Below are 22,464 nucleotides of genomic sequence, written 5' to 3'. Positions count from 1 at the left end.
GTTCCCGAGATCTACGACGGCGTCATCGAGATCAAGGCGGTGGCCCGCGATCCCGGCAGCCGCGCGAAGATGGGCGTGATCTCCTACGACAATTCCATCGACCCGGTCGGCGCCTGCGTCGGCATGCGCGGCTCGCGCGTCCAAGCTGTCGTGGGCGAGTTGCAGGGCGAGAAGATCGACATCATCCCGTGGAACCAGGACCCGGCGACCTTCCTCGTGAACGCGCTGCAGCCGGCCGAGGTCTCCAAGGTGGTCTTCGACGACGAGAGCGAGCGCATCGAGGTCGTGGTGCCCGACGAGCAGCTGTCGCTCGCCATCGGCCGGCGCGGCCAGAACGTGCGGCTGGCCAGCCAGCTCACCGGCTTGGACATCGACATCATGACCGAGGCGCAGGAGAGCGAGCGGCGGCAGGCGGAATTCGCCGAGCGCACCCAGCTCTTCATGGAGAGCCTCAACGTCGACGAGATGGTGGCGCAGCTGCTCGTGGCCGAGGGCTTCACGACGCTCGAGGAAGTGGCCTATGTCGACCGCGACGAGCTCGCCGCCATCGACGGCTTCGACGAGACGACGGCGGAGGAATTGCAGGCGCGTGCCCGCGAGAGCCTCGAGGAGCTGAACGCCAGGGCGCTGGAACGCGCCCGCGCGCTCGGCGTCGAGGACGCCCTCGTCGCCTTCGAGGGCCTGACGCCGCAGATGGTGCAGGCGCTGGCCGAGGACGGGATCCTGTCGCTCGAGGAATTCGCCCGCTGCGCCGACTGGGAACTCGCCGGCGGGTATACCACCGTGGACGGCAAGCGGGTGAAGGACACCGGGCTGCTCGAGAAATTCGACGTGTCGCTCGCCGAGGCCCAGCACCTGGTGATGAGCGCCCGCGTGCTGCTCGGCTGGGTCGATCCTTCGGCGCTGGAGGTGGAGTCCGAGGGCGAAGGCGCGGAGGCCGATGCGGACTCGGCGGCGGAACCGCAGCCGGAGGCCTGAGACAGGCGGTGAGTCGCGGCGGAAAGGCCAGGGTGCGGGACGAGCCCGAGCGGCGCTGCGTGGTCACGCGGAGCAGCGGCCCGAAATCCGGGCTGATCCGCTTCGTGATCGGCCCGGACGCCGACGTGGTGCCGGATCTCGCGGGGCGGCTGCCCGGCCGCGGGATCTGGGTAAGCGCCGAGGCCGGGGTGCTGCGGCAGGCGGCGGCGAAGGGCCATTTTGCCCGCGCAGCGAAGCAGGCGGTCCGGGTCGCGCCCGATCTGGCCGAGCGGGTGGAGGCGATGCTCGCGCGTCAGTTGATCGACCTCCTCGCGCTGGCGCGCAAGGCCGGCCAGGCGGTTGCCGGGCTGGAGAAGACCAAGGCGGCGCTGGTCGCGGGCGATGCGGCGCTTCTGGTGCAGGCCGCGGACGGCTCGCGGCGGGAGAAGGCGGCGCTGCGGCCGCCCGAGGGCGAAAACACCTGCGTCACCTGCCTTTCGGGGCAGGAATTGGGCATGGCGTTCGGTCGGGATCGTGTGATACATGCCGCCGTGCTGGCGGGCGGTCTTGCAGACCGGGTTAGGGACGAGTCCCTGAGGCTCGAGGGTTTCAGGGTCGGAGTGGACCGGCAGCCGTTCGGGAACGAGGCTGCGAAGGATGCGGCGGGGGAAGGCTCCCGCGGGAAAGGCTGATACGGATGGACACCAAGGACAGCGATCGCAAGGGCAAGACGCTCGGACCGCGCGGCGGCACCGAGACCAGCCACGTGCGGCAGAGTTTCAGCCATGGCCGGTCCAAATCCGTCACCGTGGAACACAAGCGCAAGCGCGTCGTCGTGCCCAAGCCCGGCGCCGCCGCCCCCGGTGCGGGCCAGAGCGCGCGCAACACCATGGGGCAGAACCTCTCGGATGCGGAATTCGAACGCCGCCTGAAGGCGGTCGAGGCCGCCAAGGCCCAGGAGGCCGAGCGCCAGGCCAAGGAGCGCGAGGCGGCGGAGGCGCGCGAGGCCGAGCTCGGCCGGCTGCGCGCCGAGAAGGATGCCGCCGAGCGCGCGGCCCGCGAGCGCGAGATCGCCGAGCAGCGCGCCGCCGCGGCCGCCGAGGAGGCCGCCGCAGCGGAAAGCTCGGCCGTCGCCAAGGCCAAGCCCGCGGCCCGGACCCCGGACGCGGCCCCGGTCGACCCGGCGGCCGCCCAGGCGCAGGCGGCCCGCGCCGAGGCCGGACGGCCGGTCGCACAGAAGAAGACCGGCGACCGCGCCCCGGTCGAGGACAAGCGCACCCGCCTGAAGGGCGAGGACGACCGGCGCCGGTCGGGCAAGCTGACCATCGCGCGGGCCACCAACGAGGAGGGCCGCCAGCGCAGCCTCGCGGCGACGCGCCGCAGGCAGGAGCGCGACAAGCGGCGCATGATGGGCGCGGGCGGCGAGCGCGAGAAGATCGTGCGGGACGTGCAGGTCCCCGATGCGATCACCGTGCAGGAACTGGCAAACCGCATGGCGGAGCGCGTCGCGGCCGTGGTCAAGACCCTGATGCAGAACGGCATCATGGCCACGCAGAACCAGACGATCGACGCCGACACGGCCGCGCTGATCGTGGAGGAATTCGGCCACAAGGTCGTGCGGGTCTCCGAATCCGACGTGGAGGACGTGATCGTCCAGGCTTCCGAGGAGGACCGGAGCAACCTCGAGCCGCGTCCGCCGGTCGTGACCATCATGGGTCATGTCGACCACGGCAAGACCTCGCTCCTGGACGCGATCCGCAAGACCAACGTCGTCTCCGGCGAGGCCGGCGGCATCACCCAGCATATCGGCGCCTATCAGGTGGCGACCGAGGGCGGTGCCAAGATCACCTTCCTCGACACGCCGGGCCATGCGGCCTTCACCTCCATGCGCGCCCGCGGCGCGCAGGTGACCGACATCGTCGTGCTGGTGGTGGCGGCCGACGACAGCGTCATGCCCCAGACCATCGAGGCGATCAGCCATGCCAAGGCGGCGGGCGTGCCGATGATCGTGGCCATCAACAAGATCGACAAGCCCGGCGCCGATCCCAACAAGGTGCGCACCCAGCTTCTCAGCCACGAGATCGTTGTCGAGGGCATGGGCGGCGAGGTGCTCGACGTCGAGGTCTCGGCGGTCACCGGCAAGGGGCTCGACACGCTGCTCGAGAATATCGCGCTGCAGGCGGAGCTGCTCGATCTGAAGGCCAATCCCGACCGGCTCGCCGAAGGCGCGGTGATCGAGGCCAAGCTCGACGTGGGCCGCGGGCCGGTCGCCACGGTTCTGGTGCAGAAGGGCACGCTCCGGCGCGGCGACATCTTCGTCGTCGGCGAGCAATGGGGCAAGGTGCGCGCGCTGATCAACGACCAGGGCGAACGGGTCGAGGAAGCGGCGCCATCGGTTCCCGTGGAGGTGCTCGGCCTCAACGGCACGCCGGAAGCCGGCGACGTGCTCAACGTCGTCGACAACGAGAGCAAGGCGCGCGAGATCGCCAGCTACCGCGAGCGGCTGTCGCGGGACAAGCGCGCGACGCTCGGATCGGCGACGACCCTCGACCAGCTCCTCGCCAAGGCCAAGGCCGACAAGGATCTGCGCGAATTGCCGGTGGTGGTGAAATCCGACGTGCAGGGCTCGGCCGAGGCGATCGTGCAGGCGCTCGAGAAGCTCGGCACCGACGAGGTGCGCGTGCGGGTGCTGCATTCCGGCGTGGGGGCGATCACCGAAAGCGACGTCGGCCTCGCCGAGGCCTCGAACGCGCCGATCATCGGCTTCAACGTCCGGGCCAATGCGCCGGCACGCGAGAGCGCCAACCAGAAGGGCGTGGAGATCCGCTATTACTCGATCATCTACGATCTGGTGGACGACGTGAAGGCGGCGGCCTCGGGGCTGCTCTCGCCGGAGATCCGGGAGAAGTTCATCGGCTATGCCGAGATCCTCCAGGTCTTCAAGGTCTCCGGGGTCGGCAAGGTCGCCGGCTGCAAGGTCAACGAGGGCGTGGCGCGGCGCTCCGCCGGGGTGCGGCTCCTGCGCGACAACGTCGTCATCCACGAGGGCAAGCTGAAGACGCTCAAGCGCTTCAAGGACGAGGTCCGCGAGGTCCAGGCCGGCCAGGAATGCGGCATGGCCTTCGAGCATTACGAGGACATCCGCGAGGGCGACGTGATCGAGATCTTCGAGACCGAGACCGTGGAGCGCCAGCTGGCCTGATCGCGCGCCCGCTGTCGAGGCGGGCGCAAGCGGCCGGATCGCTCCCGGCCGGGCCATGGACGCGCCGGGGCTGCGGCCCCGGATGCCGATGCGGATGAGTGGCCGAGTGGTTTAAGGCACTGGTCTTGAAAACCAGCGAACCGAAAGGTTCCGTGGGTTCGAATCCCACCTCATCCGCCAGTATTTTCCCGTCGATACTTCGCTTCCATAAACACCTCTCCACCGATCCACTTGAAGCCCACCGAATAACCCGCCACCATGCGGTGGTCACGGGGCATCTACGCACGATAGCCTGCTCGGTTGCTCGATCTGCCCGCCCCTGCCAGCTTCGCCTCGAGGGGGCCCGGGGCAGGCATGCAAGAAAGAGGCTGCGACAAGTCTGGTGGCAGGCGCCGCTCCAAGCACCTGGCGTCTTGCGGTGAGTCAAGGTCGTGGCGCAGGCATTGGACCTGGTGCGCGGGACATTCGGATCGCCATCCGCCAGCAACCGGTCACCTGGTAGGGTCGCGCAAACCTCGCATCCTTGCTCCGGCGCCATCCCGAACGAAGCTCCGCCACGCCCATATGACCCTCGACCTGCATCGCTCAGGCCCGTCGCGCTGTCGTTGGGCAGAAATCCAAGTCTCCCGATCGCCCGAGGAAATCCCCTCCGCGGCGACTCAATCGGCCGGCGGTCGTAGGAGACCGGCCGCGTCCTGTTCGATCGGCCGGCGACGACGGGCGGCGAAGACGGTTATGGCGATGTCGGAGACCTCCGGCAGGTCCGCCGTGAGGCGCGGGAGCGTCACGCGATCGACCCTCGGCGCCCTGACGCATGAGGCGGCGCGGGCGTGCAGCGCGTTCGTTCCGCCGGTCAGGAGGGCCATCTCGTCCGAGCACTGGGCCGGGCCGAGCGTGCCCCGCAGCAGGCGATCCCCCGAGGGGGAGGTCGAGGAACACGATCCCGCCGTCAAGCAGGTAGGGCAACTCGTCCGGCGGCTGGCCGAACTCGGCGACCCTCTGGCCCTGCCGAAGGGTGATCGCCGCTCAGGCAGCCCACAGCGCCGCGACGATCGGCATGCGCCGCATCTGGCTGAGGTCAGATCCGATCGTTTCCATCCTGCGCCCTTTCCACCCCGCGCAGAAATACGTCATCCACGAAGCACCAGACCCAGATCTCGCGCGGTTCCAGTGAGGAGACCACCGGGTGGCCGGAGGCGTGCCAGTGCGCGCGGGCGTGGCGATTCGGGGAATCGTCGCAGCAGCCGACGTGGCCGCAGGTCAGGCAGATCCGCAGGTGGACCCACCAGGATCCGATCGCCATGCAATCCGGGCAGACAGCGCCCGCCTTGTCGCGTTCGGACGGGATCGGCAGGCGGATCTGATCGCGGTGCGTGCAGGCCATGGGTGCCCCCTCCACGGGCATCGGCAGCGGTCCTGTGGCGCGGGATGCCGGCCCGCCGCAAGTCCGGAACGTGCGGCCGGCCGGCTCCCGCGCCTTCGCGGCTCCGCACTCAGCTGGCGGGACCGGCGACCGCTTCCGTCGGGCGTCCCTCGCGCTGGCTGCCGAAGGCTGGCAGGCGGGCCTCGAGCCAGCCCATGATGTCGGCGAACACCACCTCTTTCCCGATGTCGTTCAAGAGGTCATGGAAATGGCCCTCGTAGATCTTGAGGGTCTTGTCCTCCGATCCGGCCTGCGCGTGGAAGAACTCGCTTCCATGACACACCGTGGCCTTGTCCTCCGTGCCGTGCAGGATCAGGACGGGCAGGGTGATCTTGTCGAAGTTGTCGTGCAGCCGCTCGTCCGCTCGCACCAGTGCCGCGACGGTGGCCGCGGGCTGGCTCTCGTTCTTGGTCAGCTGGTCGGCCTCGAGCCTCGCCAGCGCCACCGGGTCGCGGGTGAAGTCCTTCATCTTCAGCGACAGCACGCCCAGGCGAGGCGCAATGTGCGAAAGGCCCTTGATCGCGGCGAGCGCGAAGCCCGGCGCTGGCACCTGGAAGGCGAAGCTTTCGCAGATCAGCCCGTCGATCTCGTCCTGGTGGTCGAGCGCCAGCGTACAGGAGACGACGCCTCCAGCGCTGTGGCCGAGCAGGAACAACGGCAGCCCGGGGTGGCGGCTGCGGGCGATCCGCACGAGGCCGAGCAGGTCGTCGACGTAGTCGGACACGTTCTCGACATAGAACCGTTCGCCGTCCGATAGGCCGCGGCCGCGCAGATCGACGGCATAGGCGGCGATCCCGCGGCCGGAGAACTGTTCCGCGGTCCAGGCGTGCTGGCCCGAGTGCGAGTTGACGCCGTGGCAGATCACGACGACGGCGCGCGGGGCCTCGGGCAGCCAGGATCGCATGTGGATGCGCATGTTTCCGGAACTCGTGAAATCTTCCTCTTTCATCTTGCCTACTCCGTGCTGAGATTTGTGCCGTCGGATGGATCCCCTCCGCCGCGGGACGGCAGGGCTGCGGAAGGGTCGTCGGTATTAGGCGCGGACGAAGGCCAGTAGGTCGGCGTTCAGGACTTCGGGCCGGGTCGTGCACATGCCGTGGTCAAAGCCGGCGTAGGTCTTCAACGTGCCGTTCTTCAGCAGGTCGGCCGACAGCGGCGCCGAGTCGGCGTAGGGCACGATCTGGTCGTCGTCGCCGTGCATTACCAGCGTCGGGACCTCGATTGCCTTCAGGTCTTCGGTGAAGTCGGTTTCCGAGAAGGCCTTGATGCAGTCGTATTGTGCCTTTGCGCCGCCGGCCATGCCCTGACGCCACCAGTTCTCGATGACGCCGGTGCTGGGTACGGCGCCGGGGCGGTTGTAGCCGTAGAACGGCCCGGACGGGACATCGAGGTAGAACTGCGCACGGTTGGCCACCAGCGCCGCGCGGAAACCGTCGAAGATCTCGATCGGCAACCCGCCGGGATTCTTGTCGCTTCGGACCATGACCGGCGGCACTGCCCCGATCAGCACCGCCTTGGCGACGCGGCCGGGCTCGGACCGGGCAACGTAGCGCGCCACCTCTCCACCGCCGGTCGAATGGCCGACGTGGATCGCGTCGCGCAGGTCCAGTGCCGCCGCCAGCTCGATCAGGTCGCGGGCGTAGGTGTCCATCTCGTTGCCGGTCCAGGTCTGCGTCGATCGGCCGTGACCGCGCCGATCGTGAGCGATCACGCGGTAGCCAAGGTCGAGAAAGAACATCATCTGCCCGTCCCAATCGTCGGCGCTGAGCGGCCAGCCGTGGTGGAAAACGATGGTCTGGGCGTCGCGCGGACCCCAGTCCTTGAAGAAGATGCCGGTGCCGTCCGAGGTGGTGAACGTGGTCATGCTGAGATTCTCCTGTTCATCGGGTGCCCTGGCGGTCCGGGCGTCAGCGATGGTCGGCACCCTCATCGCCGCCAGGCCCAGGCTTCCCGCGAGCATCGTGACTCGCCGGCCCAAGCTCGGCCTCTCGTCTTGTGAGAGAGCTTCGGTCATCTCTTGGCTCCTTGCCGTCTTGGTGCGCAAAGGATGACGGCCATCGGGGCGTCGAGACAGTTAAGCTGTGTAAAATGATGAAAAGCGATGCTCCCGGTGCGACAGCTGGTGGGCGGTCGGGCATAACGCAGATTCACACTGATTGACTCATCGCAGGTCGTAGGGTCGCGGATAGTTCGATCGGGCGCCAATCGGAGATCACGGCGATGGACGGTCGAACCGACGAAAAGCCCGGGCTGGGCCTTTCCACGAACCTGCGCGCCCAGAGCGCGGCGGGGTTGCCGCGCGGATTCTGCGCGACAGCCTCCTGGCGATCCACCTGCGGGGCGACCACGGGTTGTGCAAAACCCAGAAGGACCGCGTCAATTCCGGCCTGTGGGCCTTCGTCACCGGCCCGCGTTCCGGCGCAAGGGGCTGAGTTGCGGGTCCACCACGTGATTTGCAGCACTCTTTGCCCGCCTGCGCGAGCTCCGGCGCGATCCTAGCGCGGGAGTGCGAATCTCCTGCAGCCACGACACTGCCGAACTGATGGCGTTGAAGGCCAGGTCCTAGCGCAGGCGGCCGAGAAGCGCGCGGGCCTCGGCCTGGTCGCGATCGCCGTCCGATGCGGTCAGGCGCTCCAGAACGGCGGCCAGCCGCTCGGCGCCCTCGGCCCGGCGCGGGCCATCCCGCCAGTACCGGGCAAGGCTTGCCGTGCCGCGCAACTCCCAAGCCAGCGCGCCCTGCCGACGGGCGAGGTCGATGGCGGCGGCGATGTCGGCCTCGCCGGCCGCGGTCTCGCCCGCGGTCAGCAGCCGTTCGCCGCGCAGCCGGATCAGTTCGGGCGCGGACCAGTCCTGCGTGCCGGAGATCTCGGGCAGCGGCACGGCGAGACCGACGATGGTCGAGAGTGTCTGCATCTCGAGCCTGCCGGCCACGGCGGACGGAGCGCGCTCCTCGGCCAGCCAGGCGAGCGCGTCATCGAAAATCGCGCACCAGTCCTCCCAGTACTTGAAGGCGAAGCGTTCGGAATGGTCGCGCAGCCGGTCGGTCAAGGCGCGCGCGGCGTCGTGGTCGCCGCGCCAGAGATACATCGGGATCACCGCCATGCCGAGAATTTGCGCGAGCCCGACCGCGCCGCTTACCTCGGCGATCGCGATCCCCTCGTCAGCGACCCGCACCGCCTCGTCCCCGCGGCCCGTCATCCACAGCGCGCGGACCAGCACCCACCGCATCGTGACGTGCCGGTCGCTGTGCATGAAGCCGTAGGTGTAGGGGATGTTCACCGCCGGGTGGCGAATGACCGCCCGGGCGAGTTCCATCGCCTCGGCGTGCTCGCCGGCGTAATGCGCCGCCTGCGCCATCGCCCGGCTGGCCGAAAGCACCGCCAGCGGGTCTCCCGAACCGCGCGCGCAGTCAAGCGCACGCTGACCCAGTTCGGCAGCGCGCGCGGACTGGCCCTGTGCGATATGTGCGGACGCGAGCTGTACCAGGGGTTCGACCCGGTGCCGGTCCTTTCCGGTCAGCTCGGCCAGTTCGACCGCCCGCGCCAAGGCCTGATCCACGGGTTGTCCGACGTTGTAGCCGAGGGTGTTCGCCGCCACGTGAAGGCGCAACTCGGCGACCAACTGGGGCGACTCCAGCGCAGCGGCGCGCTCCCTTGCCACGACCAAGCGTTCGCGGAACTCGTCGTGAAGACCGAGCAGGCTGGCCAGCGGCAGAGCAAGGCTCGTCAGGACCACGCCGGCTTCGTCGTCGCCCTTCGGGCCGAAGGACCAAGACAGCGCGGTCCTGATGTCGTCGAGGTGGCGGCTGTAGGTCCTGACCCAGGCCTGTACCGGCGTGAACTGCCAGTCGGCCTCGGCATGTCGCAGCACGTCGCAAAGATAATGCACGTGAAGCTGCCGCACCCGCAGGACTTCGCCCGCCGCCTCGAGCCGCTCCGAGGCGTAGATCCGCGTGCTGTCGAGCAGCCGGAAGGTCGACCGGCCATCGGCGAGGCTGGGCATCAGGAGGGATTTCCGAACGAGGCTCGAGACCCCTTCGGTCACCGCCGCCGGGGTCAGGCGCTCGTCGCTCGCAACCATCGTGGCGGCGTCGAGCGAGAACTGGCGCCCGAAGACGGCGAGCCGGCGCAGCACGACCCGGTCGCGCGCGCCCAGGTTGTCGTGGGACCAGTCGAGCACGTTGCGCAGCGTCTGGTGGCGCGGCGCAGCCGTGCGCCGGCCGGTCGTGAGCAGCCCGAACCTGTCGTCCAGCCGCTCGGACAGCTCGGCGATGCCAAGCGCGCCGGCGCGCGAGGCGGCTATCTCGATGGCCAGAGGCAGACCGTCCAGGCGACGGCAGATGTCGACGATGAAGGGCACGTCCATGTCGCCCAGAATGCAGGTATCGTCGGCGGCCATCATCTGCTGGGCGAACAGCTTGATCGCGGGAAGGCGCACCGCCTCTTCGAGGCTCAGGTCCTCACACCCCTTCGGCAGATCGAACGGCATGAGCCGGTAGACCCGTTCGCCCTGCGCGCGCAGCGGTTCGTGGCTGGTGGCGATGATGCGGATGCCGAGGGCCGAGGTCAGCAGCGCCTCGGCCACGGTGGCGGCCGTGTCGATCAGGTGTTCGCAATTGTCGAAGATCAGCAGCGCGGCGTCTGACCGCAGCCCACTGGCGAGGCTCTCCACAGGCTTCTGGGTGTCGATCGCAATCCGGGCCGCACTGGCGACGGCAAACGGCACGAACGCGGCCTCGGACACGGCGGCGAGGTCGACGAAGAACGCTGCGCCCTGGAACTGGTGCTTGATCTGGTGCGCCAGCGCCAGCGCGACGGTCGTCTTGCCGATCCCGCCGGCGCCGGCCACCGTCACCAGCCGCGACTGGTCGAGCAGAGCCGCCAGCGCCACGATGTCGTATTCGCGCCCCAATAGGTTCGAGTTCTGCGCGGGAAGGTTCTCACGAAGGGGCGCTGAAGGCGCCAAAGCTTCGGTCGCGGGCCCTGGCGCGACCTGGAGCACCGAGGCGACAAAGCGATAGCCGCGGCCCGGCTCGTTGACGATGTACTTCGGCAGACCGCTATCGTCGCCGAGCGTCCGGCGCAGCGCCGCGATCTGCACCCGCAGATTGCCTTCCTCGACATGGGTCGAGGGCCAGGCGCTTGCCAGAAGTGCGTCCTTGCTGACCAGCTCGCCCGGCCGGCTGACCAGCGCCGACAGTATCGCGGCCGCTCGGCTGCCCAGCCGAACGGGTGTGCCGTTCATCAGAAGTCGGTGCCGGGCCCCGGAAAACTCGAATGGACCGAACGACACAACCGACTGGCCCAGCGAAATGGCCGACCACCCGCTTTCCGTGCTGTCAGGTGTGCGGTTGCCGGAATCCTCCACCCGTTGCTCCACCCGAGGACGAGTTCATGAACCGTGGTCCAGCTAAAGTGTTAGGTCGGTCCCTGGCGCGCTGGCAAGCTCTATGAGCGTCCGTTCGATCCGGTCGAGCCAAAGCAGGCTGCCCTGCCGTCTGGCGACCTCCGCGGCGTCGATGAGCCGCGCCCGGGCGTCGGCGCAGGACCGCGGCCGGCGACGTACCACCGCGACCCGCTGCACCTCCGCCGCGTTCCAGGCGACCAGCCCCTTGCGGACGCGGTCCTCGGCGCGCTGGCTGAAGAGCTGCCGCGAGAAGGTGGGGAGCATGTCGAGTACGCTATGCCCGATCTTATCCTCCAGATGGGCGTCTTCGGGCCTCTCGACGACCTCGCCGCGGATGGCGGCGACGCCGCGGGCGAGCTGCTCGACCGACAATGACCAGAACGCCGCCCCGCTTTGCTCGGCCACTTTGCGCGCCTCGTCGAGCCAGTCCCGCGCCCGCGCCTCGTCGCCTGCCCAGATCGCCGCCGGGATCGCGCCGAGCGTCATCGCGACGCTCAGCGTCAGCGGGTTGTCGCGGCGGCCCAGCCGGATCGCTTCCTCGAGGAAATCGAAGGCCTGGCGAAAGTCCGCCCGTAAGGCCGAGCAGGAGCCAAGCACCACGCGCATCGTGATCCTATGGTTGTTCATGGAATGCGGCAGGTACTCGAAGGGACTGTCCAGCACGCGCTGCGCCTGTTGCGCGGCGTCGTCGATATTGCCGAGGTAGAAATGCGCCTGCGCGGCGCATCGGCTCGCCAGCATCTGCACCGAAGCATCGTCCATCCGGCGGCCGATCTCGACGATCTCGCCCGCGAGGCGCAAGGCATCCGGATATTGCCCCGACAGAAGCGCCGCGCCGAATTCGGCGGCGACGACCTCGGGGCTGCGGTCCTGGCCTTCGGCCATCCGTTTCACGGTCGCCTGGCCGAGGCGCAGGTCGCCTTGCAGCTGGATATGGACATGCGCCAGGGGAAGTCCCAGCTTGCTGATCTCGGGCCCGGCGTCCCCTGCCGTGCCGCTTCCCGCCTCGACCACTTCCTCAAGCCGCCCGAAATAGTCCCGCGACAGCACCAGTTGCTCGCCAAGGGGGGCCGCACCGATCACCAGCCACGACCCGAGATAGCGGTCGCCCGCGGGCGAAAAGGCCCATTCGATGGCGCTCTGCACATCCGCGACCAGCGTTCCGTAGCGGTCCATCCATAGGTCGCGCCGCAGTCTCAGAAGTTCGTCGCGCGCGCCGCCCAACAGGTTCAGGCAGGTCTGGGCGTGCCGCCGGCGGACGGCGTCCCGGTCGCCTTGCTTCTCGAGCCGCCTGCCTGCGTATTGCCGTGTCGTCTCCAGCATGCGGTAGCGCCGGCCGTCGCGTTGCGCCTGCACCACGATCATCGACTTCGTCACCAGATCGCCCACGCAGCGTGCGATGGGGGCCGTGGGCTCGCCCTCGGTGGTCGCCACGGACAGCGCCGCTTCGAGTGAGAAGGTCGCGCGGAAGACCGAGAGCGACTGCAGCACGGTCCTTTCAAGCTCGCTCAGAATCGCGAAGCTCCAGTCGAGTGTCGCCTCGAGCGTCTTGTGCCGGGGCATCGCGGTCCGCAATCCGCCTGACAGAAGGCCGTGGTCGGCATCCAGCCGCTCGACCATCTCGTCAATGCCAATGGTGTCGAGCCGGGCCGCCGCCAGTTCGATCGCCAGCGGGATGCCGTCGAGCTGCCGGCAGAGGCGGATTGCCCCGGGCAAGTCGTCGTCGGAAAGCCGGAACCCGGCATCTACTGCGCAGGCCCGGTCGGCAAGAAGCGCCAGGGCGGGCGCCGTCCGTGCCGGCGCCGCATCGGGGCCTACCGCCTGCGGGATCGCGAGCCCTGGCAGGCGGACGATGCGTTCGCCGGGGACGCGCAACGGCTCACGGCTGGTGGCGATAACGCGGACGCCCGGCGCCGCGCCAGCGATACGGTCGGCGAGCTCCGCGACGGCGTCGATGACCATCTCGCAGTTGTCGAGCACCAGGACCAGCGACTTCCTCGCCAACGCGGCGGCGATCTCGGCGCTCCCGGTCTCGCGGGCGCAGGGGAGGTTCAGTGTGCCGGCGAAGTAGGGAACCACGTCGCCGTCGTAGCGGCAATGGGCGAGGTCGACGAAGCGCGCGCCAACAGCGGTCCGCGAGCAGCGGAGGCCCGCGGCGGCGAGCGCGACGGTGCTCTTGCCGATGCCGCCGGGACCAACGACGGTGACCAGCCGCGTGGTGTCGAGCATGGTGTCGATTGCCCGGATATCCGCCGAGCGCCCGAAAATCGGCGTGAGCCGCACCGGCAGACCGCCCTCCGGCAGCGAAGAGGCCGAGACAACCGGGCGAACGGGGTCCATTGCCTTGGTCCCACCTCGTTGCACGGGCAACGGCGCCGAACGGCGCCGCTGACCGACTTGGATCTTGAGTGCCTGGCTAGCTGACGGCGCGCCCGGCCCTGCCCTCGGGCGCCATCGCGACCAACACGATGCCGACGACGAGCGTTCCGATGATAAGGCCGAACATCGGCCAGATCCCGTAGAACTTCAAAAGGGGTACGAGCACAAGCGGGGCGATGGCCGAGGCCAGTCGATTCAGCGACCAGGCCGCGGTCGAGGTTCGGGCGCGCCAGGGCGTCGGGAAGAGCTCGGCCGCATAAATCGTCATGGTCGGCACGTATAGCAGCGTGAAGAGCTGGAACGAAACGCCCGCGGCCATCAGCCAAAGCGGGTTCATGGTTGCCGCGAAGACCGTGGCGGCGATGATCATGCCGGTGGCGAAGGACATGAGTGCCGTGCGCCGCTTGATCCGATCGACGAATGTCGAGCTCATGACCGCGCCGATTGCGGGGCCGAACATCGAGATGCCGACATAGAAAAGGCTATCGGAGAGCGACAAGCCCTTCTCGATCAGCACCGCGCCCATCAGTACCGGGAAGGCCACCGTGGCCCAGGGCGTGACGAAGTAGATGGCGCCGACAATCGCGAAACGGGCTACCGGCGGCCGGTAGCTCCCGGCGTCGGGCGGTGCAGCCTCGGCCGCCTCCAGTGCGGCACTGGCCGGGTTGGGCACGGCGATCGCCGACCGCTCGAATCGGGCCAAGGCGGCCTGCGCCTCCGCGTGGTGACCGCGCACGGCCAGCCATCGCGGCGATTCCGGAATCAGCTGGAACAGCCCGGCCACGATCAGTGCGCCGACCGCCCCGGCGATGAAGGCCCATCTCCAGCCCTCCAGGCCGAGCGGCTGTACGTCTGCCAGCGCTCGCACGCCGAAGATCATCGCGACCGGCCCGAGGCTCGCGATGCCCACAATGACCATGGTCACGGTGCCGCGACGTTTGGGCGGCATGACATCCGCGATGAACGACATCATCAGCGGCGGATAGGCCCCCAGGGCCAGACCCGAGACGATCCGCCAGAGAATCAGGCTCCCGATGTCCGGGCTTCCGGCGGCGGCAATCGAGGTGACGCAGAGCACCAAGAGCACCGCGACCAGAACACGCCGTCGGCCATAGCGGTCCGCCATCAAGCCGGCGATCAGCGCGCCGGGGATCGCACCGATGTACATCGCCGAGAGCAGCCAGGACAATTGCGCGGGCGTGACAGAATAGGGCGGAGCGTTGAACACCGCGGAGAGGACATTGCCGAGCGCGATCTCGACCAGATCGAAGGCAAAGCCCAGACCCGCCACCACCGCGACGGCAATGTGCAGCCAGGTCAGCGCCAGACGGTCCATGTCGGCGGCGACCGACCCAGCCGGCGCGCGTACCGCCAGATCAAGGCTAAATCCTCTGGGTCGGTCATCACTGATATCAGACATTCAAGAGCCCCTCTCCAAGAGCTAGCTTGGCCAGCCTGGCACAATCACCGAAACGCTGGTGTGAATCGTTGTAAATTCGAGTGCCCGGAGACTGACGATGAGGGGGGGCGTCCAGTCAACTTGTTGCCCGCCAGAACCTGCACGGCACCGCATCCAGATCGGAAGAATTGGCATGGTTGAACTGGACGACATGGCCAAGTCCGAGCTTTTCTGGATAGATCGGCGGGCGCGCTCCGCGCTGGAACGGGCGTCGGGGATGATCTTCGGGCGCCGGCGGTCTCCGCGGCTTCCTTGGAGCCGGCCATCAGGTGCGGGAGCGCCCTGGTGCCGGTGGCGCTGTGGCCCCGGGCCGCCAGCACCAGCTAGGCCAGCCCGTCCGGCGACGAAAGGCGACCCGCGATCGGGACGGAAAAGGATTGGCGGGAACGCATCGACGCCGGTATTCTCTGCGACATGGGGTGCCACCTTGCTTGCGCCGCCGGCAACCGGCGCGGTCCACTCGGGTTTCAGCGAGGATGCACCCCTCCAAGATTTTCCGGCAAGCCTGGGACTTCACCGGTTCGGAATCAGGCACATCGCTGTTGCTGGCCTCTTAGTAGGGTAGATTGTCGATGCCAATTCCCCGCCCCCATTGGATCTCACGGGAACTTCGGGGCCCGTCCGGCGTTCGACTAGCAATATGGCGTGCGATCAACATGGCCGGAGAATGCAGCCAGTCGAGGGAGCACAATGACCGAGACTGGCCTTCGCAAGAGATACCTTAGCGGCGGAATCTTCCGCTGGGCCCGCGGTGCGCTTCCACAACTCTCGGAAACGGAGCGTGCGGCGCTCGAGGCCGGCGACGTCTGGTGGGACGCCGCGCTCTTCACCGGCTCGCCGAAATGGGAGATGCTGCTCGAGACGGCCAAGCCCGAGCTGACCGAGCGCGAGCAGGCGTTCCTCGAGGGCCCCTGCGCCGAGCTCTGCGACATGCTCGACGACTGGCGCATCACCTGGAAGTGGCGCGACCTGCCGCCCGAGGTGTGGGCGTTCCTCGGCGAGCACCGCTTCTTCGGCATGATCATCCCCGAAGAGCATGGCGGCCTCGGGTTCTCGGCCTATGCCCAGTCAGAAGTGATACGTCGCATCTCGACGCGGAGCGTGACCGCCGCCGTCACCGTCATGGTCCCAAACTCACTGGGGCCAGGTGAGCTGCTGCTGCAATACGGCACCGAGGAGCAGAAGGCGCACTGGCTGCCCCGGCTCGCCGGCGGCCGCGAGATCCCGGCTTTCGGGCTCACGAGCCCCGAGGCCGGCTCCGACGCCGCGGCGATGACCGACGAGGGGATCGTCTGCCGCGGCGACGACGGAACCTTGGGCATGCGGCTCAACTGGCACAAGCGCTACATCACGCTCGGGCCGGTCGCGACGGTGCTCGGTCTCGCCTTCAAGATGCGCGATCCCGACCGGCTGCTCGGAGGAGAGGAGGAGCTCGGCATCACCGTGGCGCTCGTGCCGACTGACACGCCGGGCGTCGAGATCGGCCGCCGGCACCTGCCCTGCATGCAGGCGTTCCAGAACGGGCCGAACCGCGGCCACGACGTCTTTCTGCCGCTCGACGCCGTGCTCGGCGGCCGCGACTGCATCGGGCAGGGCTGGAAGATGCTGATGAGCGCGCTCGCCGCAGGGCGCGGCATCTCGCTGCCCTCGCTCTCCGCCGCCGCGGCGGCGCTCTCGGCCCGGACCACCGGCGCCTACGCGCGCGTCCGCGAGCAGTTCGGCGTGCCGATTGGCAAGTTCGAGGGGGTGCAGCTGCGGCTCGCCCGGCTCGCGGCCACCGCCTACCAGCTCGACGCCGCCCGGCGGCTGACCTGCGCCGGGCTCGACGAGGGCCGCAAGCTCGCGGTGATCTCCGCCATCGTGAAGGCGCACGCGACCTGGCGGATGCGCATCGCCGTCGACGACGCGATGGACGTGCACGCCGGCAAGACGGTGATCGACGGGCCGGCCAACTACCTCGGCAACCTCTACCGCGCCATCCCCGTCGGCATCACGGTGGAGGGCGCGAACATCCTGACCCAGAACCTGATCATCTTCGGCCAGGGGGCGATCCGCTGCCACCCCTACCTGCTCGACGAGATGATGGCGCTGGAGCGCGACGATCTCGACGCCTTCGACCGGGCCTTCTGGGGCCATGTCGGGCATGGCCTCAGGACCTTCTTCGCCGCCTGGCTCCGCGCCTGGAGCGGCGCGCGCTTCGGCCCGGTGCCGGCGGGGTCGGGGCCGGTGCTCCGCCGCCACTACCTCAGGCTTTCGCGCTATGCCGCCGCCTTCGCGGTGGTCGCCGACATCGCGCTGCTGACCCTCGGCGGCGGGCTCAAGCGGCGCGAGCTGATCTCGGCCCGGCTCGGCGACGTGCTCTCCGAGCTCTATCTGCTCTCCGCGGTCCTGAAGCGCTTCGAGGACGACGGCCGGCCCGAGGCGGACCTGCCGCTCGTCGCCTGCTGCATGGCGACGGGCACTGCCACGATCGAGCGCCGGCTCGACGCCACGCTCCGCGCCCTTCCGAACCGGCCTCTCGCCTGGCTCGCCCGCGTCGCGATCCTGCCCCGCGGCCCGCGCGATCCGGGTCCGGACGACGACAGCGTCCGCGCCTGCGCCGAGCTGCTGCTCGAGCCCTCGGAGGCTCGCGATCGCCTGACCGCCGGCGTGCACTGCGGCGGCCCCGAGGGCGGCATCCGCGATCTGGAGGCGGCCTTCGATGCCGTCGTCGCGACCGAGCCCGCCCGGCGCAAGCTGCGCGAGGCGCGCGCCGACGGCATCGACGACGCCGTGGAGCGCGGCGTCCTGAACGAGGAGGCGGCCGAGCGGCTGCGGGACGCGGCCGAGGCGGTCGCCAAGGTCGTCGCCGTCGACGACTTCGCGCCGCAGGAGCTCTCGCCGCTCGCCCGTGACTCCGAGCAGCCGCGGGCCCGCCGGGCGATGGTCTCGTGACCCGCCCGGTCTGGATCGTCGACGGCGCCCGCACGCCGTTCATCAAGGCCCGCGGCCAGCCCGGGCCCTTCACGCCGGTCGATCTCGCGGTTCAGGCCGGGCGGGCGCTGCCAGTCCCGCGAGCGCCCGCCCGGATAGGATGCATCGGCGCACTTGGCGATCAGCCCTTCCCAGCCCCGCTCGCAGGCGTCGCGGAAATACGCCTCGCCGTCACGGTTGCGGTGGGCGGTGAAGCGGAGCGGATCGCCCCAGTCGATCGCGTCCTTCAGCAGCACCTTGCGCTGGCGCAGTGGCAGCGGGCGCAGGTCGCGGCCGGCGAGATGCAGCAGATCGAAGAGGTAGTAGCAGACGTCGATGCCGCTGGCCCGCGCCTCGTCGGGATCGCGGATCTGCATGCGGCCCTGCAGCCGCGCGAAGCTGGTGACGGCACCCTTGAAGGCCACGACCTCGCCGTCGAGCACGCTGTTGCACCGGGCCCGGCCTCGCAGCGCGTCGACCAGCTCCGGGTAGGTATCGCCGAGCTCCTTGCGGTTGCGGCTCAGAATCCGCGCCGGGCCGCCGCCCACCACCGCCACCGCGCGCTCGCCGTCGAGCTTGCGCTCGAAAATCCAGCCCGGATCGGAAAACCCCTCATCGGTCAGGGTCGCCAGCGCCGGCGCCCGCCAGCCGGGCAACGCCTCCGGCCTGGCGCGCTCGCGATCCTCCCTGGACAGGCGGGCGAGCGGGCGCGTCATCCGTCCTTGCCGATCTCGTCGATGCTGCGCCCGGACAGCACCGAGTCCGGCTCGGTGGAGACCGGGTTCCGGCGCGCATCGGCGGCCTCGTCGTCCACCTTGACCAGCAGCCAGCGCGTCTCGTCGCCGGTGCCGATCCGCTGCAGCGCGTAGCCACCCGCGATCTTCTCTCCGTGCAGCCGCAGCACGACGTGCCCGGCCTCCAGCGCCTCGGCCACGCCGCGCTCTCCGCCATCCTCGTCCCTGGTCAGGTTCTCGTAAGACCCGCGGTCCCAGACCAGCACCGTGCCGGCGCCATATTCCCCCTCCGGGATCACACCCTCGAAATCGGCATACTCGACCGGATGGTCCTCGGTCGGCACCGCCAGCCGCTTGTCGCGCGGATCGGTGGACGGCCCCTTCGGCACCGCCCAGGATTTCATCGTACCGTCGACCTCGATGCGGAAATCGTAGTGCTCGGTCGAGGCGTCGTGCCGCTGGACGACGAAGATCGGCTTGCCGCGCGCGCCGCCCGACCCGCCCTCGGGCTTCGGCGTCCGCGAGAAATCCCGCATGCCGCGATAGCTCTCGGTGTGCTTTTCCGCCATGCTCAGACCGCCTCGCCGAACGCGGCTTCATGCAAGCGCCGCGGATAGCTGACATTGCCGGCCGAGCCCAGCCCCAGGGCTCCGATCAGCGCCGCGAGGCGGCTCGCGTCGGTTCCCTCGACGGCGCAGGTCTGCAGCGGCCCCTGACCGGACACCCTCAATTCGGTGCATTCGCCCAGCGCCTTGTCGAAGGCATAGCGCCGCCTCCGCTTGCGCACCGCGCCGGTCCGCAGATCGGGCCGCGGCGCCGCCGTCAGCAGCGCCGCCTGATCGTAGATGCACCGCGCCTCGACGAAACGCGCCATCCCGGCCGGCGCCAAGAAGCGCTGGGAGATCTCCTGGCCGCTCATCGGCAGCTCCGCCGCGTCGACCGCCACCCAAAGCTCGAGCTCGCCATTCGTCCGCGTGAGGAGCTTCAGGTCGAGCAGGTCGCCGCGCAGCTTCAGCCCGGCCTCGACGCGCCGCCGCTCGATGAAATAGACGTCGTCCCGCTCGTCCGAGCCGCATTCCTCCCCGAGCGACCGGAACCGGGCGAAGGTGCCGGAGAGGTCACTGCCGAAGGTCCGGAACTCGTAGCGCGGAGCGGGAGCCAGGCGCTCGGCCACGCCGTCGCGCCCGGAGACCGCGAGCCGCTCATCCATCGAGAACGAAGGTCACCTTCATCGTCACCTTGTACTGGTCCGGCTTGCCGTCGACGAGCAGCACTTCCTGGTCCTTGATCCAACTGGATTTCAGGTTGTGAAGGGTCTTCTTGGCGCGCTCCAGCCCTTCGCGGATCGCGTCGTCGAAGCTGCTCGGGGACATCGCCGTGATCTCGGTTGTGCGTGCGACGGTCATGAAATCCTCCGTTGGTTGCGGTGTCTCCACCAACGAACGGACCGAGCGATCGTTCCTTGTGCCTGTCGCGGGATGCGAGCGCTCATCGCCCTCTGCCCGCCGCTCGCGGTTCCAGTTCACGAGCCCGCTCCGGGCCAGCAGCTCCCGCTCGCGATCCGACAGGTCGCGGCGGAGCTCGATCTCGTTCCCGTCGCCGATCGACGTCATCAGACCCACCCGCATAACCCTCGAAAACAACGAAAAATCCGACTGCGGTCGGATCGGGAGAACGCTTTCATGAGGACAAGTGGCGGAGGGGACGGGGCCGGGATTCATCGTCCTCCCCCACACGCGGACCTGCTTCTGTTCGGGCTGAGCGAAGGTTTTTCCCTTTGCGCAGGAACCTAACCAACGTCGTGCCTGAATCGGTCCATCTGATGCATCCGCTCGTAGAGGTTGGTGACGATACCGACGTCGCCGTTCGACAAACGCCACCAATGCAGGAAATGGCGCTCGTAGCGGAAGAAATGCCCCTCCACCCCGAACTCGGCCGGCTCGGGCCTCGCCACAACACTGCGTGTTTCGATCCCTTCGAACGCGGCAAACAGGCCGGTGATGTATGTCTCGGCCTGCGCCTCGCCTCGCCGGTCGCGGGTGTAGCGGCAAATCCCGTCGAGACGCAGCGAGGCTGCCTCGTGGACGCGGATCGCCATGGGCTCAACTCCGGTTGCGGGCGACCACCTCTGCGGCGGTCAGCGGCTTGTAGCTGTCGTCGGGCGCGGCGAAGACGCGGTTCAGGTCGGCCTTCAGCCGATCGAAGGCCTCGCGCTCGGCACGTTCCTTGTCGCGACGGATCAGGTCGCGGATGTATTCGCTGACGTTCTCGTAGGCGCCGCTCACTCGGACGGTCATGGTGGTGGTGCGAGACATGGCACGCTCCCTTCTTGGTTCGTATTCAAGACAACCAAAAACGAACACGATCCAAGGATGCGGATACCGCGGGACGCCGCCCCTATCGGCTCTCCCGGTCCTCGGCATCCTCCACGATCAGCCGGTCCGCCAGCGCGAGCAGCGCGATCAGCACGGCATCGGAATGACGCGCGAGCGACACGAGGTGCTCGCCGCTCGGCCCCCGCTCGCCCGCGAACCAATATTTCACGGTCCGCTCGCTGGCGCCCGTCCACCGCATGGCTGATTTGATCGCCCGGTGGCTCGATCCGAGCTCCGCATGCAACGCCATGGCCACGGCCGCGCGATAGTCGCCGGGGATCTCGTCCAGGTGCACAACTGTGCCCATCTTCGGCACAACTGTGCCCATTTTCACGCGCATCTTCATGTTTCTCTCCGCTAAATCTTTGGAGAGCCATGAAAACGGCAGAAACCATCAGTTCCCGCTGCGGACCCGTTTGGCCGCTTGTCGGAGCGGACCATTCACTTGAAGGTCACGGATATGCACTGCGATACGGCACGGCAGACTTTCGAGCGTGCGCACGGATCGTCGAGGAAGGTGCGCCGCCTGGACGTCCGGTGCGGAAAGGAATTGCCGCATTCCGGAAACGACATTCCGGCGCTCGCATGGTCGAGTGGCGACAGCAGCATTCACATTGGTCCGGCCCGTCCAGACCGCATTTCAGCGAACTGAACCGGAGCCGGGCAGATGCAATGGCGTGAGGGAAGCCGGGAGCCTGGCGCCAGCGTACCGGAACCCGACGTGCCCGCCGTCGCCTATGTCCGGATGTCGACCGATCACCAGAAGTATTCGACCAAGAACCAGCTGGACGTCATCCGCAGCTATGCCGCCGCCCGCGGCCTGCAGATCCTGCGCGTGTTCGAAGATTCAGAGCGTTCCGGGCTGCGGCTCGACGGCCGGGAGGCGCTGCAGAACCTCATGGCCCAGGTCCAGTCGGGCCAGGCCGATTTCAAGGCGATCCTCGTCTACGATGTCAGCCGCTGGGGCCGGTTCCAGGATGCCGACGAAGGTGCCTACCACGAGCACATCTGCTCCCGTGCCGGGATCCGGGTGCACTACTGCGGCGAGCAATTCGAGAACGACGGCAGCATCGGCTCGAACCTCCTGAAGACCGTCAAGCGGGTGATGGCGGGCGAGTACAGCCGCGAGCTGTCGGTGAAGGTCTTCGCCGGGCAATGCCGCCTCGTGGAGCTTGGCTATCGCCAGGGCGGTGCAGCCGGATACGGGCTGCGACGCGTCCTGATCGACGAGAATGGCAAGCCGAAGGGCGAGCTGTCCCGCGGGGAACAGAAGAGCCTGCAGACCGACCGCGTGATCCTGGTCCCCGGCCCCGCGGAGGAGCAGCGGATCATCCGGCGCATGTACGAGATGTTCGTCAACGAGGGGCGCCCCGAACGCGAGATCGCGGAGGTTCTGAACGCCGAAGGACACCGCACGGATCTCGACCGACCGTGGACCCGGGCGACGGTCCATCAGGTGCTGACCAACGAAAAATACATCGGGAACAACGTCTTCAACAAAGTGTCGTTCAAGCTGAAGCAGCGCCGCGTGGTGAACCCGCGCGAGATGTGGATCCGCGCAGAGGGCGCCTATCCCG

18 protein-coding genes, 1 tRNA gene and 1 pseudogene are annotated in these 22,464 nt (G+C 68.6%); 6 read left to right on the top strand and 14 right to left on the bottom strand.

The genetic code is table 11. From position 1 onward, the window contains the following. From nusA to V7050_RS05850, 4 genes are all read left to right on the top strand, one after another. A partial coding sequence (gene nusA / locus V7050_RS05865; protein ID WP_324410388.1) for a transcription termination/antitermination protein NusA occupies positions 1-978 on the top strand: 978 nt, incomplete at its 5' end. A gap of 8 nt (positions 979-986) precedes the next feature. Beyond that, positions 987-1,649 (top strand): RNA-binding protein, encoded by a 663-nt coding sequence (locus tag V7050_RS05860; RefSeq protein WP_324365242.1) that lies wholly within the window; start codon positions 987-989, stop codon positions 1,647-1,649. A 5-nt stretch (positions 1,650-1,654) separates the two neighbouring features. Next, the gene (infB, locus tag V7050_RS05855) at positions 1,655-4,159 is read left to right on the top strand and encodes a translation initiation factor IF-2 (RefSeq protein WP_324365241.1); all 2,505 of its coding nucleotides are present in this window, start codon (positions 1,655-1,657) and stop codon (positions 4,157-4,159) included. 92 nt (positions 4,160-4,251) lie between these two features. Beyond that, positions 4,252-4,339, top strand: a tRNA-Ser gene (locus V7050_RS05850). A gap of 479 nt (positions 4,340-4,818) precedes the next feature. Here the strand turns inward: V7050_RS05850 and V7050_RS05845 are convergent. The 7 genes from V7050_RS05845 to V7050_RS05815 form a co-directional block, all read right to left on the bottom strand. Beyond that, a complete protein-coding gene (locus V7050_RS05845) occupies positions 4,819-5,112 on the bottom strand; it encodes a hypothetical protein (RefSeq protein WP_324397938.1) in 294 nt (97 codons plus the stop codon). A 125-nt stretch (positions 5,113-5,237) separates the two neighbouring features. Further along, entirely contained in the window at positions 5,238-5,543 is a 306-nt protein-coding gene (locus V7050_RS05840; RefSeq protein WP_324374537.1) for a UBP-type zinc finger domain-containing protein, read from the bottom strand. 109 nt (positions 5,544-5,652) lie between these two features. Beyond that, a complete protein-coding gene (locus tag V7050_RS05835; RefSeq protein ID WP_324365239.1) occupies positions 5,653-6,531 on the bottom strand; it encodes an alpha/beta hydrolase in 879 nt (292 codons plus the stop codon). A gap of 84 nt (positions 6,532-6,615) precedes the next feature. Further along, positions 6,616-7,596, bottom strand: coding sequence for an alpha/beta fold hydrolase (locus tag V7050_RS05830; RefSeq protein WP_324365238.1), 981 nt, complete (start codon positions 7,594-7,596; stop codon positions 6,616-6,618). 548 nt (positions 7,597-8,144) lie between these two features. Continuing rightward, positions 8,145-10,949, bottom strand: coding sequence for an ATP-binding protein (locus V7050_RS05825; protein WP_324365237.1), 2,805 nt, complete (start codon positions 10,947-10,949; stop codon positions 8,145-8,147). A gap of 42 nt (positions 10,950-10,991) precedes the next feature. After that, positions 10,992-13,271, bottom strand: a complete 2,280-nt coding sequence (locus V7050_RS05820; protein ID WP_324410386.1) for an ATP-binding protein — start codon at positions 13,269-13,271, stop codon at positions 10,992-10,994. A 133-nt stretch (positions 13,272-13,404) separates the two neighbouring features. Beyond that, the gene (locus V7050_RS05815; RefSeq protein WP_324365235.1) at positions 13,405-14,787 is read right to left on the bottom strand and encodes an MFS transporter; all 1,383 of its coding nucleotides are present in this window, start codon (positions 14,785-14,787) and stop codon (positions 13,405-13,407) included. A gap of 729 nt (positions 14,788-15,516) precedes the next feature. Between V7050_RS05815 and V7050_RS05810 the strand changes: the two genes are divergently transcribed. Beyond that, positions 15,517-17,760, top strand: coding sequence for an acyl-CoA dehydrogenase (locus tag V7050_RS05810; RefSeq protein ID WP_324374535.1), 2,244 nt, complete (start codon positions 15,517-15,519; stop codon positions 17,758-17,760). A gap of 170 nt (positions 17,761-17,930) precedes the next feature. Here the strand turns inward: V7050_RS05810 and V7050_RS21005 are convergent. The 7 genes and pseudogenes from V7050_RS21005 to V7050_RS05780 form a co-directional block, all read right to left on the bottom strand. Next, positions 17,931-18,494: pseudogene (locus V7050_RS21005) on the bottom strand (ATP-dependent DNA ligase); the annotation flags it as partial. Beyond that, a complete protein-coding gene (locus tag V7050_RS05805) occupies positions 18,491-19,081 on the bottom strand; it encodes a DNA polymerase ligase N-terminal domain-containing protein (protein WP_324365233.1) in 591 nt (196 codons plus the stop codon). The pseudogene V7050_RS21005 and the gene V7050_RS05805, both read right to left, overlap by 4 nt. 2 nt (positions 19,082-19,083) lie before the next feature. Next, the gene (locus tag V7050_RS05800; protein WP_324365232.1) at positions 19,084-19,722 is read right to left on the bottom strand and encodes a hypothetical protein; all 639 of its coding nucleotides are present in this window, start codon (positions 19,720-19,722) and stop codon (positions 19,084-19,086) included. Next, positions 19,715-20,125 carry a dodecin family protein gene (locus tag V7050_RS05795; protein ID WP_324365231.1) on the bottom strand — a complete coding sequence of 137 codons (411 nt, stop codon included), beginning with the start codon at positions 20,123-20,125 and terminating at the stop codon, positions 19,715-19,717. The genes V7050_RS05800 and V7050_RS05795 overlap by 8 nt, the downstream gene beginning before the upstream one ends. Positions 20,126-20,301: 176 nt before the next feature. Next, entirely contained in the window at positions 20,302-20,610 is a 309-nt protein-coding gene (locus V7050_RS05790) for a type II toxin-antitoxin system RelE/ParE family toxin (protein WP_324365230.1), read from the bottom strand. A 4-nt stretch (positions 20,611-20,614) separates the two neighbouring features. Beyond that, entirely contained in the window at positions 20,615-20,827 is a 213-nt protein-coding gene (locus V7050_RS05785; protein WP_324365229.1) for an addiction module antitoxin, read from the bottom strand. Between the two features lie 82 nt (positions 20,828-20,909). Then, a complete protein-coding gene (locus tag V7050_RS05780; RefSeq protein ID WP_324365228.1) occupies positions 20,910-21,233 on the bottom strand; it encodes an XRE family transcriptional regulator in 324 nt (107 codons plus the stop codon). A 321-nt stretch (positions 21,234-21,554) separates the two neighbouring features. Between V7050_RS05780 and V7050_RS05775 the strand changes: the two genes are divergently transcribed. Next, positions 21,555-22,464 (top strand): recombinase family protein (locus V7050_RS05775; RefSeq protein ID WP_324365227.1); only part of this gene is annotated, 910 nt, incomplete at its 3' end.

This window comes from Amaricoccus sp. (assembly GCF_036846665.1).
Taxonomy (GTDB): Bacteria; Pseudomonadota; Alphaproteobacteria; order Rhodobacterales; family Rhodobacteraceae; genus Amaricoccus.
Note: the sequence above shows the minus strand (reverse complement) of the source record. Positions and strands in the feature narration are given on the sequence as shown.

What these genes read in the sequence shown, in the direction of transcription:
- infB (WP_324365241.1), top strand. Translation starts at nt 1,655, where the DNA reads ATGGACACCAAGGACAGCGATCGCAAGGGCAAGACGCTCGGACCGCGC.
- V7050_RS05840 (WP_324374537.1), bottom strand. Translation starts at nt 5,543, where the DNA reads ATGGCCTGCACGCACCGCGATCAGATCCGCCTGCCGATCCCGTCCGAA.
- V7050_RS05835 (WP_324365239.1), bottom strand. Translation starts at nt 6,531, where the DNA reads ATGAAAGAGGAAGATTTCACGAGTTCCGGAAACATGCGCATCCACATG.
- V7050_RS05830 (WP_324365238.1), bottom strand. Translation starts at nt 7,596, where the DNA reads ATGACCGAAGCTCTCTCACAAGACGAGAGGCCGAGCTTGGGCCGGCGA.
- V7050_RS05815 (WP_324365235.1), bottom strand. Translation starts at nt 14,787, where the DNA reads ATGTCTGATATCAGTGATGACCGACCCAGAGGATTTAGCCTTGATCTG.
- V7050_RS05810 (WP_324374535.1), top strand. Translation starts at nt 15,517, where the DNA reads ATGACCGAGACTGGCCTTCGCAAGAGATACCTTAGCGGCGGAATCTTC.
- V7050_RS05805 (WP_324365233.1), bottom strand. Translation starts at nt 19,081, where the DNA reads ATGGCGGAAAAGCACACCGAGAGCTATCGCGGCATGCGGGATTTCTCG.
- V7050_RS05800 (WP_324365232.1), bottom strand. Translation starts at nt 19,722, where the DNA reads ATGGATGAGCGGCTCGCGGTCTCCGGGCGCGACGGCGTGGCCGAGCGC.
- V7050_RS05795 (WP_324365231.1), bottom strand. Translation starts at nt 20,125, where the DNA reads ATGACGTCGATCGGCGACGGGAACGAGATCGAGCTCCGCCGCGACCTG.
- V7050_RS05790 (WP_324365230.1), bottom strand. Translation starts at nt 20,610, where the DNA reads ATGGCGATCCGCGTCCACGAGGCAGCCTCGCTGCGTCTCGACGGGATT.
- V7050_RS05785 (WP_324365229.1), bottom strand. Translation starts at nt 20,827, where the DNA reads ATGTCTCGCACCACCACCATGACCGTCCGAGTGAGCGGCGCCTACGAG.
- V7050_RS05780 (WP_324365228.1), bottom strand. Translation starts at nt 21,233, where the DNA reads ATGAAGATGCGCGTGAAAATGGGCACAGTTGTGCCGAAGATGGGCACA.